The sequence below is a fragment of the Chroococcidiopsis sp. CCNUC1 genome (genome assembly GCF_023546805.1).
In the GTDB taxonomy this organism is placed as follows: Bacteria; Cyanobacteriota; Cyanobacteriia; order Cyanobacteriales; family Chroococcidiopsidaceae; genus Chroococcidiopsis; species Chroococcidiopsis thermalis.
In genome coordinates this window covers 1,218,008-1,230,908 of sequence record NZ_CP097480.1, presented here as the reverse complement: position 1 = coordinate 1,230,908, position 12,901 = coordinate 1,218,008, and the positions used below count along the sequence as shown (strand labels likewise).

Sequence of the window (12,901 nt, the reverse complement as noted above, 5' to 3'; positions counted from 1 at the left end):
TTGTTGGTTAGCAAGGGGAAATATAAGACATGGAGTATAAGATGAGAGTTGTTGAGTGGCTAGACCTGACTTTGAGAGTTTGGAAGTGTATAAGTTGGCTGAACGCTTAGCGAATACAATTTGGCAGATTGTTCAGCAATGGGATGGTTTTACTAAAGATACGATGGGAAAACAAATTGTCCGCGCTGCGGATAGTATTTGTGTCAATATTGCAGAAGGGCGCGGTCGTCATAATTTCAAAGATAATCAGAGGTTTATAAAGATAGCTAGAGTATCTTTGTATGAAACCATTAGTTGGTTACGCTTAGCATATACTCGAAACCTTCTTAATACCGAACAATCAGCTAAACTTAAACCAATAATTGACGAATTAATTCCTAGATTGAACGCTATCTAAAATCTTTGGAGAATGGATAGCTTACAATTACCAATTACCCATTACCCATTACCCATTACCCATTACCATGCAACCTGTCATTTCTATTCAAAACCTCAATCATTACTTCGGACAAGGCGAACTAAAAAAACAAGTTTTATTTGATATTAATTTGGAGATTATGCCTGGAGAAATTATTATTATGACTGGTCCTTCTGGCTCTGGGAAAACAACACTATTAACCTTAATGGGAGGGTTGCGATCGGCTCAAGAGGGTAGCTTAAAAATTTTAGAACAAGAAATTCGCGGGGCAAACAAACAACTATTAACTCGGTTGCGCTGCCAAATTGGATATATCTTTCAAGCACATAACTTGATGTCATTCTTAACTGCAAAACAAAATGTAAGAATGTCTTTAGAATTACACGATCGCTATCTTGCTGAAGATTTAAATGCTAAAGCCACAGCCATGCTAGAAAGCGTTGGCTTGGGAAATCGAGTCGATTATTATCCAGAAAACCTCTCAGGAGGACAAAAACAACGAGTCGCGATCGCCCGTGCGTTAGTCAGTCATCCTAAAATTGTTCTAGCAGACGAACCAACAGCCGCACTTGACAAACAATCTGGACGTGATGTGGTAGAGATTATGCAGCGTTTGGCAAAAGAACAGGGTTGCACCATCCTGCTTGTCACCCACGATAACCGCATTCTCGACATCGCCGATCGCATTGTTTACATGGAAGATGGTTATTTAGCCAATAATCCGAATTCAGCTGTCTTGGGTGAGTAGATATATATGGAGTCACTACCCAGGAGAATCAAAAGTGGATAATCTAGACGCTGCTAATATCTGCCAAACACCTAACGCTTGGGCAAATACTAAAACTTGGCAGGAGACTTGTAGCAAATTTAACGCAGACGCGCAAACCAGTCACAACGATTTGCTGATTCCATCGGCAATTGTAGTATTACCTATATTTATGCTCGTATCAATACTCGTGACTAGAAAGTTACGCCGACACTATCATCGTCAGCAGCAGAGAAATAGAGCATTTGCCCGTTTGCAAAAAGTTGCACTGCTAGAGCGGATGTTATCTATTAAGGTTAAGTAGTCAATGATATGTGTGATGAGCTTGATAAACTGACTAGACTCAGTAGCAAATACATAGTATAAATAAAGCATTTGAATTAATTAATTTATCAAAGTCAGGTGCGATCGCGTCTAAAGTTCGATATTTATACAACTCAATATTTCTACTAATAGCTTAGCCATGACCAGAAACAGCGAAGATAAAGATAAACATCTGTTTGAAATGGGTCTTGTCTACGGAGCTATTTTAGGATGTCTGGGTTTAATCGCGCTAATTATGTTCTCTGAACCAAGATTAATTATTGCATGTTTGATATTTCTAATTTGGATTCTAGTTTTCTCGTTAATTTAGAAATTTCTATTAGATATCAGTGACTAGTGGCTAGTAGTTAGTGGCTAGTTTCTCAATTTCTAGTCACCAGTCACTAGTCACCATCCACTCACAAATTACCAATTTCTTAGCAATCTTAAACCACTCAAAGTCACAATGACAGTCGATCCTTCATGACCAATTACACCAATTGGCATATTCATGTTGCCAGTAAAATTAGCAATGAGTAGTAACACAATAAAGCTGAGAGCAAAGGTAATATTTTGTTTGATAATTCTTTGCGATCGACGACCTAAATGAATTGCTACTACTAATTTTTCTAAACGATCTGCCATCAAAACAAGATCGGCAGTTTCTAAAGCAACATCGCTACCAGTCACACCCATAGCAATACCTACCGATGCTTGAGCTAAGGCTGGTGCGTCGTTGATGCCATCTCCTACCATAGCTACAGTTTGATATTGGCTCTGAAGCTGACGAATAACTTTGACTTTATCTTCAGGTAATAATTCAGCATGAACGCGATCGATCCCCACAGATTGGGCAATGCGATCGGCTGTACGCTGATTGTCGCCTGTTAATACGATCGTTTCCTCAATTCCTAATTGTTTTAGCCGCTTGATGACTTCCACAGCCTTGGGACGTAGGGTGTCGGCTACAGCCACAATCCCAATGATTTCACTTTCTCGTGCTACCCAGATGACGGTTTTACCTTCGGCTTCGAGGTGTTGGGATAGTTCGGGAGTTGTAGGGGCGGGTTTTGACCAAAAATCGCCAGATGGAATTGTCAAGCTATCTGCTAAACTCGCCCGTACAGAGGAATCGGGAGTCGGTAGGGGCGCACTGCTGTGCGCCCTTACAGGGGAGTTATTAGTTAATTCCAAATTTTGAATTTTGAATTTTGAATTTTGAATTAAAAAATCAGCTTTTCCTACTAGGACTTGCTGGCTATAAACCTCCCCAATAATTCCTTGTCCTGGGTGAGAATATACACCAACAGCAGGAACGAATTCGATTTGTTTTTGTTGGGCAGCGGTGACGATCGCTTGTCCGATAGGATGTTCGGAATAGGCTTCTAAAGCAGCAGCAATTTGTAAAACTTCATCGACTGAATGCCCAGTGGTAGGGATAACTTCTGTGACTGCTAATTTGCCCGTGGTGAGAGTTCCAGTTTTATCAAATGCGATCGCTCGCACTTTTCCCATCATCTCTAACTGCGCCCCACTTTTAAATAAAATTCCCTGTCTTGCACCGTTAGCAATTCCCGATAGCAATGTGGGCATAATTGCAGCCATCAACGCGCAAGGAGAGGCAACAACGAGAAAAATTAAAGCGCGATAAATTGTTGTTTCCCAACTCCAACCCCAAATAAATGGGGGTAAAATTGCCAATAAAATCCCAGCAAGAACGATAACTTTGGCATAGCCGCGCTCAAAACGTTCGATAAACATTTGCGAGGGAGGCGCTTCTGTTTGGGCTTGTTTGACTAATTGAATGATGCGCTGAATTAGACTGCTTTCCGGCGGCTGATGCACTTGCAGAATTAAAGCCCCGTTACCGTTCAAAGTTCCTGCAAAAACTTCATGCCCTACAGTCTTTTCTACTGGCAAAGACTCCCCCGTAATTGCTGCTTCGTTGAGGGTGCTGTAACCTTCTTGAATGATGCCATCGGTGGGAATGAGTTCCCCAGGTTTAACCAAAATGCGATCGCCAACTTGTAACCGCTCGACATCAACCAACTTTTCCTGTCCGCGATCCACTACCCTAGCTGTATCGCTACTCAGACTCATCAAACTGCGAATATCTCGTTCCGTACGCTGCATTGCATAGCCTTCCAGCGCCCCACTGATAGCAAAAATTAAAATTAGAACTGCCCCATCGACAATTAGGTAATATTCCCGCCGCCACACACCTAATCCCGCCGCCCCCAAAGCAGCGACAATCATCAATAAGTCTACATCCAACTCTTTTTCTTGCCACAGAGTTGTCAGCCCCTCCTTAGCGCTCTCATACCCGCCGATAACGTATGCTGCTGGTAGTAACAATAATCCCAGCCCGAGCCAACCTATTTGGAGCGCTATCCAGCCCAAAAGTACCAATACAGCACAAACAAAAGCAGCGATCGCATCTAGATGTTCTCGACTGAAAACTCGAAATAAAGTTTTCGATAAGGTTTTGAAACGGGTAATCGCGAAGTAAGTCATAGCAACCGCACATACACCCTCTCACCCTAAACCTTGACATCAATGTCAATGTCAAGTCATTGGTCACTGGTCACTGGTCACTGGTCACTGGTCACTGATAACTGGTCAGGAGTCACTGGTCACTGATAACTGGTCAGGAGTCACTGGTCAGGAGTCACTGATAACTAGTCACTAGTCACCGATTCCTTTATCCTTGAATAGGCGAATAGCAGATAGCCAAGTCTAAACATATGGTAGCGGTAGCAATTTTGGCAGCTGGGCGCGGTACGCGAATGAAATCGACGTTGCCCAAAGTTTTACATCAAATCGGAGGGCGATCGCTGATCGAACGAGCGATCCTGGGTAGTCTGGAAATCTCTCCCAATCGAGTTTTGGTGATTGTGGGATATCAAGCCGAGCAAGTGAAGACAGCTCTTTTAGATCCCAACCGCTCGCTTGTCTCTAATTCCTTGCCAAAGTTGGAGTTTGTCGAACAAACCGAGCAGTTAGGTACGGGTCACGCAATTCAGCAAGTCCTGCCACATTTAGAAGGCTTTCAAGGGGATTTATTGGTGTTGAATGGTGACGTTCCCCTGTTACGACCCCAAACTCTACAACGGCTGATTCAAACCCACAAACAGCACCAACATGCTGCTACCATTCTCACGGCTCAACTTTCCGATCCTCAAGGTTACGGACGGGTATTTTGTAACGGTCAAAACATCGTCCAGCAAATTATTGAAGACCGCGACTGTAGCGCGGCTCAAAAGCAAAATCGTCGCGTTAATGCTGGGGTATACTGTTTTCGCTGGCAAGATTTAGCGAACGTACTACCGCAACTACAAGCAAACAACGACCAAAAAGAATACTATTTGACAGATGCTGTAAATTTGCTCCAACCTGCGATGGCGGTTGATATCGAAGACGAACAAGAAATTTTGGGAGTCAACGATCGCGAACAGTTAGCAACAGCCTACGAGATTTTACAAAGACGCATCAAGTCCTATTGGATGTCAGCAGGAGTGACGCTGATCGATCCAGCTAGTGTCACAATTGATGACACGGTAAAGATTCAACCAGATGTTGTCATTGAGCCACAAACCCACCTACGGGGTCAAACGGCGATCGCCTCTGGCTGTCGGATTGGACCGGGTAGTTTAATTGAAAATAGTCAGATTGGCGAAAACGTCACCGCGATGTATTCTGTTGTCAGCAACAGCATTGTTGGTGCTGAAACTCAAATCGGTCCCTACGCTCACCTACGAGGTCAGGTTGAAGTTGGCGCGGCTTGTCGGATTGGCAATTTTGTGGAATTGAAAAATACGAAATTAGGAGCAGAAACCAAAGCTGCCCATTTATCGTATTTAGGCGATGCCACCATTGGGGAAAAAGTCAATATTGGTTGCGGTACGATTACAGCTAACTACGATGGTGTAAAAAAGCATCCTACTAAAATTGGCGATCGCAGTAAAACGGGTGCTGATAGCGTCCTCGTCGCTCCAATCGCGATCGGACAGGATGTCAACATTGCCGCAGGCTCGACTATTACCGAAGACGTACCCGACGATTGTTTGGTTATTGCCAGATCGCGTCAGGTCGTCAAACCTGGCTGGAGGCTGAAGTCGAAGGAGTGATTAGTGACTAGTGGCTGGTGACTAGAATTAGTCCCCCTTGTCTCCCTTGTCCTCCTACTCCCCCTTGTCCCCTTCCCTAGCCACTTAGTCACTAGCCACCAGCCACTCAAATACAACCAACCTGCGTCCCTACGGGCAATTCCAAAGTATCGCCAATGCGATCGCCATTGTGGAAAGCAGCCAAGATCACGTCGCTAGTTTTACCCCAAGCGATCGCCCCAGAAGCATCGAGGGCGATCGCCCCTAAGTCTCGCTGGCGATCGCTGGCTTCAGTAAACGATCGTTGCATCGCATCTAACAAAGACATACCATCCGTGACGCGGACGACGATCCGCGCTGCCAAACACTCATCGATGATGTCTTCGCCAATTCCCGTACAGCTTACGGCAGCGTGTGCTGTAGCATAATTTCCCGCAGGCATGGCAGAATCGCTGACACGTCCGATGCGTTCAAACCCTTTACCACCTGTAGATGTACCAGATGCTAGCTTTCCTTGGCTGTCTAGCACGACTACGCCAATTGTCCCCCGTCTAGCACTCGTATCGACAACTGCGGTGTCTGCATCATCTCCTACCCCGACTTCTGCCACTACCGCCGCCATCGTCTTTGTGAAATTTTCCTGCCTTTCTTGCAGCCATTCGTTGAGACGACGCTCTGTAATCGGATCGTAACTAGGCAGTTGCAGTTCTCGCAATAGTTCTGCTGCCCCAAAGTCTGACAACACGCGATCGGGGGAGTTTTGTAAATATAATGCTAGTTCGATTGGATGCTGGACTCGCGAGACATTGATCGTACCGCTAAATCTTTGAGCAATACCATCCATCAGCGCCGCACTCATGCGAATTTGTCCGTCCGATTGCAGCACCGATCCCGTTCCAGCATTAAACAAGGGATCGTCTTCTAACATTTGGCAACCACGTACCACTGCCTCGCAAGCACTCTTTCCTTCTAGCAGTAAAGCATAAACATCTTCAATAACCGGGTAGAGCGATCGCCTCACTGCTTCCACTCCACCTTTGCCGTGTAGCGAACTGCCTGCACCACCATGAATAATGACTTTTGGTTGCACGTCTAACTCCATTTCGTCTCCGTGCTTAAAAGTACCACAAAGAGGCTAGAACAGCGACCAGCAATCGGTGATTAGTTCTCAGTTGTCAAAAGCCATAAGTAGAAAACACTTACGACTGTACGGGCGGGTTTACCTGAAATATTTGTCAGAGTCAGATTTCTTTTGTGAACCCGCCCCCTACAACTTACTCCTCATTAGGACTGACTCTCTAGCTCTGCTTTCATCCGCTCCAAAGTATTATGCATTTGCTCAAACATTTGCTGCGGCGTGATCCCAAACTGATTGAGCTGAGTTCTAAGTTGTTCTACCGTCATTTGTGCCATAAAGTCTTCTGAAAGTTCAAAGCGCTTCATAAAAATCCGATAGCGCTCCATCATGGCTTCCATTTGATCGATATATAGCTTTTTTCCTTCGCGGTCAAATTTGCCGTAGCTATTCCCCAGCTTGATCAGCGCTTGATAATCCTCAAACAGCTGTTTGGCTTCCTGTTGAACTATATCAGAATCAAAAAATCCCATAGCGCTTGTAATTATTTGAGTGAGGCACTCAGAGTTTTTATAGGTACGTCTAATATCATTCTAGTTTAGACGACAATTTAATACAGCAGTCATTGGTCATTGGTCATTGGTCATTGGTCACTGCTCGTGCGCTCCCTGCTCCCTGATAACTGATAAGGGAATGAATAATATAGAAGGTAAGGTAGTTAAAAAAGCGATCGCTGGCTTGACAAAATACCTTTAATCCCCCCTTTTCCTTTGGAGTTGTCCTCATGAGCATCGTCAGCCAACAAAAAAATCGTAAAGTTGCTGCTACTCTGGCTTTTGCTTGTACGGTGTTGCCGATGCCAATCGCTGGATTGCACAAGTTTTACTTGGGACAGCCTTTGTGGGGACTGCTTTATCTACTGCTCTCATGGACACCTATACCCCGCGTAGCTAGCGCCATTGAAGGGTTTTGGTATTTAGTACAAGATAGTGAGGAGTTTGACCTCAACTTTAATTCTGAATTCGGTGAATTAGGCATGTCTGGAACGAGCGTAACTAATCTTGCCAATTTTTCCATTTTATCTAAGCGCCCCTCAACTACAGTCATGCCAGCCCGAGTGAGCGCGATCGCAGATGCCATGAGAGAATTAGACAATCTCCGCCAAGAGGGGTTAATCTCGGAATACGAATTCGAGCAAAAACGCCGCCAGTTATTAGATAGTATTTGAAATAAGTCGGAAGTCTTAAGTAAAGAACATCTAGCCACTAACCACCAGCCACTAACCACTGATAACTGACTGCCAAATGTTAAGCTGGCTGCAAATTCAAACGATCCGCAATAGATTGCTAAACGATCCCTATTATCGGTTGCAATCATTAGAAGAAATTGCTGTGGCGGTGTCTTTAGGAATTCAGATTGATGTCAACCAGGCAACGGTAGATGACTGGTTGAGGCTACCGGGACTTTCCATACATCAAGCGCGATCGCTCGTTCAACTCAGCCATGCTGGGGTACAGTTTTATTGTATTGAAGATATTGCCGCTGCTTTGAGCGTTCCCGTACAACGCCTCGCACCCTTGACACCAATCCTCAAATTCTGTTACTACGATGCAGAGACTTCTCCTCTGATTCGCCTCAATCCCAATACAGCGACAGTAGAAGATTTAATCCAAATTCCCACTATGGATTTGGCATTAGCGCAAGCAGTTGTAGAAAATCGTCAGATGGCTGGTGCTTATCGAAATTTAGTTGATTTTCAAAAACGACTGTCCCTTCCAGGTCAGATTATTTCTCAGTTAATGCATTATTTAAGTTTTTGAGTCTCATCTTAAGTCACTTAGCGATCGCTCGTCAGCAATACTTTTGAATTTTGACTTTCCACTTTTGACTTTTGCTGCACGACCATTTTCATATTAGCTGGAGGAGCAACTGTTAAACCGCGACGAGTTGGTTTGACAGGACGGTTACTTGCTAATTTGAGATCGTAATTTGAAAGCATATTTGCTAATACTAATTTCATTTCAAATAAGGCAAAAGCTGCACCGATACAGCGGCGATTGCTACCACCAAAGGGTAGATACTCGTAAGGAGAAAATTGCCGTTCTAAAAAGCGTTCTGGAATGAATTGTTTAGGTTGAGGATAGAGATCCTCGCGCTGGTGGGTGAGATAAATAGAAATCACCACGATCGCACCTGACTCCAACTGATAACCGCCAATTTCCATTGGGACTTTCAGAATGCGCGGAAAGGGACTAATTGCAATTGGATAGATGCGGAGAGTTTCGCAACAAACAGCATTCAAGTATGGTAGTTTAGCGATCGCACTCGGGTCGGGATTGTCTCCTAGCGAGTCAATTTCTGCTTGTAACTTTTCTTTGACTTCCGGCAGGCGATCGAGCCAATATAATGCCCAGGCAAGTGCTGAAGCAGTCGTTTCGTGTCCGGCAAATAATAAAGTTAGCAGTTCGTCGCGCAATTCTTCATCGGTCATGGGTTGACCTGCTTCGTCTCGCGCTGCTAGTAGTAAAGAAAGAATATCATCGCGCGGTGGAGACGTTACATGTAACGTCTCTACACGTTGTAACATCTCTGCACGTCTTTGTTGAATTTCTGCAACTAACAGATCGTCAATTTGCTGTTTCATTTGCAAAAACAGTCCCCAAGGACTCCACTTTCCCCAATCTTTTTGTAGGGAAGGGAAGAATAGTACCATCGAACTTACAGGGGAACTGACAGTTTCTAACAGAGAGGTTAGCAGTTTTCGTAGGCGATCGTAACGTTCTCCACCATCCAAACCAAAAACAGCGCTGAGGATGACGCGCATCGAGATTTCTTGTGTCGCAGCACGAACGGTTATCGATTGTCCCGATCGCCACTGACTGGTAACTTGTGTAGTAATATCCCAAATAGTTTGTCCGTAAGTTCGCAAGCGATCGCCGTGAAAGGGTGGCATTAATAACTTACGCTGACGCTGATGTTTCATCCCACCGAGTAAAATCAGCGAATTAGCTCCTAATAACGGTAGTAAAACATCATTGCCGCTATTAGTATCAAAAAACTCTGGATTTGCTCCTAAAACTTGCTCGATCGCGGCTGGATTGCTCAAATATACCATCGACGGTGAGGCATTCTTGGCGATCGCAAAGATATCTCCATACTTCTTCGCCCGTGCCTCCATCACCTCAAATGGGCGTAAGATCCAATTAATAAATCTCAGTCTCCGCAGCCAAGGCGGACCACTGGGACCATCAGGTAATCGCATACTAGGGGTTAGGGGTTAGGGGGGACAAAGAAGACAAGGCGGACAAAGAAGCTGTTCTAGCCATCAGTCACCAATCACTGTTTTATTCTAATGCTCTTATAGCTGTAGCGGTTAGCTAATCTAAGGCGATCGCACCTCATACACAATTTACTCCGATTACAATACACTTCTAGCAGAAGAAGTGAGTAGCGAGCAGTGATGAATATTGACTAGTGCGCGATAGAAGTGGTGCATGACTGATGGAACCAGCTTCTTGCCTCTAGTCACCAGCCACTAGCCACTGGTTCCACTGATAACTGATATGTTCTACCTCCCTGTTTCCATATTGCTGTTTATTTTACTTTTGTTAGTATTTCCTTTTATTTGGTTCGCGCTGACACTGGATGTTGTCCAGATAGCAGTAGCAAAATTAGGGTTTTCTGCCAATGCTGCTCTATTTTTATTGGCAGCAATAATTTTTGGCAGCACAATTAATATTCCTTTATACAAGGTAGAATCTCAAGTTGAAATCATCGATGATTACAGCAATCTGTGGGTACGACAATTTTTCGGTATTCCCCTACCGCGCATTCGTCAAAAAACAATTGTTGCTTTAAATGTCGGTGGTGGTTTAATTCCCGTTCTTGTAGCTTTATACCAATTTCGCCATGCTAATCCACTAGCAATTGTTTTAGTCACGGCAATTGTGACAATTGTAAGCTACTACGCTGCTCGTGTCGTACCAGGAATCGGAATTCAGATGAATCCGTTGCTGGCTCCAATAACCGCCGCGATCGCGTCTGCTTTCATCACTAGAGGAATCCACGCCGCACCCGTCGCTTTTGCTGGCGGCGTGTTGGGAACTTTAATCGGTGCGGATATTTTACACTTAAAAGAAATTCAGCGCATGACACCAGGAGTTCTTAGTATTGGTGGTGCTGGCGTGTTTGACGGAATTGCCTTGTGTGGTTTATTTGCTCTTTTGCTATCGTAGTTTCTAGATTCTGCAACTTAGGAGAGATGGAGCATCGATTCAAAATGCAGCTTGGCAACTGGTTTCAAATAGAAAAAATTATTCGTAATTTAGAAGTAATTCAGAATTTTATTGTAGTCTCTTTATGTTTTGGTTTATTCTGTGTCATGATAATTCGGCTAGGAGATATGTTTATCTCCCTGCTACATCCTTTAGAATTTCAGCGCGTCACTTCTGACATTCTATTCATTTTAATTCTAGTAGAATTGTTCCGCTTATTAATTATCTATTTACAGCAGCAGCGAATTTCGGTTGGTGTAGCAGTGGAAGTATCAATCGTTTCTGCATTGAGAGAAATAATTCTACGAGGTGTATTAGATATTCCTAGTAGTCAAATGATAGGAATTTGTAGTTTCTTAACCGTGTTAGGTTTACTGCTCTTAGTTCGTGCTTGGATGTCACGCATATACGATCGTCCTATGAGTTCTCCAGTAGAATCAGCAAAACCAGAAAAATAATTATTGTCAAACTAAGCGACGGTCAGCGATTATCAGTAAATATTGACCCCATGAGATGATTTGAAAAATGAGTATGGAAAACCGTTTAGCAGCCTTTCGTAAATTGCCATTAAGAGCGCAACTAGCTCTAATTAACTCAACTCGCGACAATTCAGTATTGAGCCAAAAAACAGAATATCTCGACAATTTAGAACGCATTCATGCAGAATGCCTCAACTCAGCAACTCCAGAACAAAAAATAGCCTATGAAAAGGCTAAAGAAAATTTATGAAAGGAAGTCAAAAGTCAAAAGTCAAAAGTCAAAACTGAGGATCCAGGAGTTAAAGGGATTTCGCGCACCACTCACTAATGACAAACAACTAATGACTAATGACTAATTAAGTCCAATACAAAACTTTTGCTTGAGGAAAACGCTGTTGAATCTGGCGCTCGAAAAATCTGCGTAACTCTCTCATCGTGTCAGAATCGTATACGTATTTCGTACCACCAAACTTATTGCGCTTGACGCTGCGCTTTGACTCGTCCATGTCTAACTTAGTCTGAGGATACCAAGAAAGCAAAACTTCTTTGGAACCTGGAGTAAAACGGTGAGAAATCAACTCAAAAGTCAAATCGCAATCGAAATCTAATGCTTCGCTAATCGCGTCAAATAACTGGGTGTAATGCGATTCCCAGTCTTCCATATCCATAATGGGTGCAATGACTAACCCCACAGGATAACCGCCACCACCTTGCGATCGCGGTAATGCTAGCTTTCTTAACGCCTGCAATCTCGCGCCTACAGAAGCCGTACCACCTTCAAATTGTCCCGATATAGGTGCCGCGTTAACGCTGACGCGACAGCGCGTATGACCGTTGTGAGGCAGCTCTAATAGGCTATCTACGTTATCAAATTTCGATACCCAACGCAGATATCCATCTTGGCGCGTCCCAAAGTGGCGAATGCACTCAGCTAAACTACCCGTAAGATGCTCTATTCCTAAAGGATCGGTGTAACAACTCACCTCAAAACTAGTCGCTCTACCAGGCTGTTCGTAGGATGCAGTATTGGCTAAAATCTGCGGTAAATTGGCAAAAACGCGAATGACTGGTGGACCTTGCAAGCTTCCAGCTAAATAGCAATATTGACAATGTGCCGGACAGCCTTCAGCCAGATGAAACTGCCAGTCAGCCGAGGGAGGAATAGGACTGAGTTTCAAAGCACTTGGTGGTGCGGTGACAACAGCGAGGGTGCGCTTGGCAATATCATAGGTTTCGCGATCGCTCTCTCCCCTTAAACCTGTCAAACGGTTGCGCGGTAACTCTTCTACTGGTAGGTTAAGCGCCTGTACCCGTGCTAAAATCTGCTGAGCGTACGGTTCCGCTAAAGCTGCGGGAGTAAATATGACTCGTTCTGGCATCCACAATCGCGCCGAACGGACTTGCATTTGCGAAGACGGTTGATTGAATTTGTCTTGTGCGATCGTCATGCGAGAAAAATCACGATATAGTTTGCATCGTA

General features: G+C 44.2%; 15 protein-coding genes. 9 read left to right on the top strand and 6 right to left on the bottom strand.

What is annotated here, in order from left to right; translation table 11 throughout:
• Window positions 1–55 precede the first annotated feature (55 nt).
• From M5J74_RS05795 to M5J74_RS05785, 3 genes are all read left to right on the top strand, one after another.
• Window positions 56–397, top strand: a complete 342-nt coding sequence (locus M5J74_RS05795; RefSeq protein ID WP_250015853.1) for a four helix bundle protein — start codon at window positions 56–58, stop codon at window positions 395–397.
• Window positions 398–464: 67 nt separating this feature from the next.
• On the top strand, window positions 465–1,166 hold the full coding sequence (locus M5J74_RS05790) for a DevA family ABC transporter ATP-binding protein (RefSeq protein ID WP_041462846.1): 702 nt from the start codon (window positions 465–467) through the stop codon (window positions 1,164–1,166).
• A 34-nt stretch (window positions 1,167–1,200) separates the two neighbouring features.
• The gene (locus tag M5J74_RS05785; RefSeq protein ID WP_015153165.1) at window positions 1,201–1,488 is read left to right on the top strand and encodes a hypothetical protein; all 288 of its coding nucleotides are present in this window, start codon (window positions 1,201–1,203) and stop codon (window positions 1,486–1,488) included.
• 425 nt (window positions 1,489–1,913) lie between these two features.
• Here M5J74_RS05785 and M5J74_RS05780 read toward each other — a convergent pair whose 3' ends face one another.
• On the bottom strand, window positions 1,914–4,001 hold the full coding sequence (locus M5J74_RS05780; protein WP_015153163.1) for a heavy metal translocating P-type ATPase: 2,088 nt from the start codon (window positions 3,999–4,001) through the stop codon (window positions 1,914–1,916).
• Between the two features lie 230 nt (window positions 4,002–4,231).
• Here M5J74_RS05780 and glmU point away from each other — a divergent pair, with 230 nt between their 5' ends.
• Entirely contained in the window at window positions 4,232–5,614 is a 1,383-nt protein-coding gene (gene glmU / locus M5J74_RS05775) for a bifunctional UDP-N-acetylglucosamine diphosphorylase/glucosamine-1-phosphate N-acetyltransferase GlmU (RefSeq protein ID WP_250015851.1), read from the top strand.
• On the opposite strand, the gene M5J74_RS32540 is transcribed toward glmU, so the two are convergent.
• The 3 genes from M5J74_RS32540 to M5J74_RS05765 form a co-directional block, all read right to left on the bottom strand.
• A complete protein-coding gene (locus tag M5J74_RS32540; RefSeq protein ID WP_256498689.1) occupies window positions 5,572–5,706 on the bottom strand; it encodes a hypothetical protein in 135 nt (44 codons plus the stop codon). The two genes, glmU and M5J74_RS32540, sit on opposite strands and share 43 nt — an antisense overlap.
• 14 nt (window positions 5,707–5,720) lie before the next feature.
• Window positions 5,721–6,695 carry an isoaspartyl peptidase/L-asparaginase gene (locus M5J74_RS05770; RefSeq protein ID WP_015153161.1) on the bottom strand — a complete coding sequence of 325 codons (975 nt, stop codon included), beginning with the start codon at window positions 6,693–6,695 and terminating at the stop codon, window positions 5,721–5,723.
• 182 nt (window positions 6,696–6,877) lie between these two features.
• Entirely contained in the window at window positions 6,878–7,201 is a 324-nt protein-coding gene (locus M5J74_RS05765) for a DUF1825 family protein (protein ID WP_015153160.1), read from the bottom strand.
• Window positions 7,202–7,452: 251 nt separating this feature from the next.
• Here M5J74_RS05765 and M5J74_RS05760 point away from each other — a divergent pair, with 251 nt between their 5' ends.
• Together M5J74_RS05760 and M5J74_RS05755 are read left to right on the top strand one after the other, a co-directional pair.
• Entirely contained in the window at window positions 7,453–7,896 is a 444-nt protein-coding gene (locus M5J74_RS05760; protein ID WP_015153159.1) for an NINE protein, read from the top strand.
• Window positions 7,897–7,972: 76 nt separating this feature from the next.
• Complete coding sequence (locus M5J74_RS05755) at window positions 7,973–8,488, top strand: ComEA family DNA-binding protein (protein ID WP_015153158.1); 516 nt, start codon at window positions 7,973–7,975, stop codon at window positions 8,486–8,488.
• Window positions 8,489–8,505: 17 nt separating this feature from the next.
• Here M5J74_RS05755 and M5J74_RS05750 read toward each other — a convergent pair whose 3' ends face one another.
• Window positions 8,506–9,930: a cytochrome P450 gene (locus tag M5J74_RS05750; RefSeq protein WP_015153157.1), complete on the bottom strand. Its 1,425-nt coding sequence runs from the start codon at window positions 9,928–9,930 to the stop codon at window positions 8,506–8,508.
• 301 nt (window positions 9,931–10,231) lie between these two features.
• Between M5J74_RS05750 and M5J74_RS05745 the strand changes: the two genes are divergently transcribed.
• The 3 genes from M5J74_RS05745 (at window position 10,232) to M5J74_RS05735 (ending at window position 11,671) form a co-directional block, all read left to right on the top strand.
• Window positions 10,232–10,903, top strand: a complete 672-nt coding sequence (locus M5J74_RS05745; protein ID WP_015153156.1) for a DUF1614 domain-containing protein — start codon at window positions 10,232–10,234, stop codon at window positions 10,901–10,903.
• A 26-nt stretch (window positions 10,904–10,929) separates the two neighbouring features.
• Window positions 10,930–11,400 (top strand): phosphate-starvation-inducible PsiE family protein, encoded by a 471-nt coding sequence (locus M5J74_RS05740; RefSeq protein ID WP_041462366.1) that lies wholly within the window; start codon window positions 10,930–10,932, stop codon window positions 11,398–11,400.
• Window positions 11,401–11,473: 73 nt separating this feature from the next.
• Window positions 11,474–11,671 (top strand): hypothetical protein, encoded by a 198-nt coding sequence (locus M5J74_RS05735; protein WP_199755418.1) that lies wholly within the window; start codon window positions 11,474–11,476, stop codon window positions 11,669–11,671.
• A gap of 106 nt (window positions 11,672–11,777) precedes the next feature.
• Here M5J74_RS05735 and M5J74_RS05730 read toward each other — a convergent pair whose 3' ends face one another.
• Window positions 11,778–12,869 carry a spore photoproduct lyase family protein gene (locus M5J74_RS05730; RefSeq protein WP_250015835.1) on the bottom strand — a complete coding sequence of 364 codons (1,092 nt, stop codon included), beginning with the start codon at window positions 12,867–12,869 and terminating at the stop codon, window positions 11,778–11,780.
• Window positions 12,870–12,901: the final 32 nt, after the last annotated feature.

Bases quoted from the DNA above. Each gene is read 5' to 3' on its own strand.
- glmU (WP_250015851.1), top strand. From the start codon at position 4,232: ATGGTAGCGGTAGCAATTTTGGCAGCTGGGCGCGGTACGCGAATGAAA.
- M5J74_RS05755 (WP_015153158.1), top strand. From the start codon at position 7,973: ATGTTAAGCTGGCTGCAAATTCAAACGATCCGCAATAGATTGCTAAAC.
- M5J74_RS05765 (WP_015153160.1), bottom strand. From the start codon at position 7,201: ATGGGATTTTTTGATTCTGATATAGTTCAACAGGAAGCCAAACAGCTG.
- M5J74_RS05750 (WP_015153157.1), bottom strand. From the start codon at position 9,930: ATGCGATTACCTGATGGTCCCAGTGGTCCGCCTTGGCTGCGGAGACTG.
- M5J74_RS05745 (WP_015153156.1), top strand. From the start codon at position 10,232: ATGTTCTACCTCCCTGTTTCCATATTGCTGTTTATTTTACTTTTGTTA.
- M5J74_RS05730 (WP_250015835.1), bottom strand. From the start codon at position 12,869: ATGACGATCGCACAAGACAAATTCAATCAACCGTCTTCGCAAATGCAA.
- M5J74_RS05770 (WP_015153161.1), bottom strand. From the start codon at position 6,695: ATGGAGTTAGACGTGCAACCAAAAGTCATTATTCATGGTGGTGCAGGC.
- M5J74_RS05735 (WP_199755418.1), top strand. From the start codon at position 11,474: ATGGAAAACCGTTTAGCAGCCTTTCGTAAATTGCCATTAAGAGCGCAA.
- M5J74_RS05740 (WP_041462366.1), top strand. From the start codon at position 10,930: ATGGAGCATCGATTCAAAATGCAGCTTGGCAACTGGTTTCAAATAGAA.
- M5J74_RS05790 (WP_041462846.1), top strand. From the start codon at position 465: ATGCAACCTGTCATTTCTATTCAAAACCTCAATCATTACTTCGGACAA.
- M5J74_RS05780 (WP_015153163.1), bottom strand. From the start codon at position 4,001: ATGACTTACTTCGCGATTACCCGTTTCAAAACCTTATCGAAAACTTTA.
- M5J74_RS05760 (WP_015153159.1), top strand. From the start codon at position 7,453: ATGAGCATCGTCAGCCAACAAAAAAATCGTAAAGTTGCTGCTACTCTG.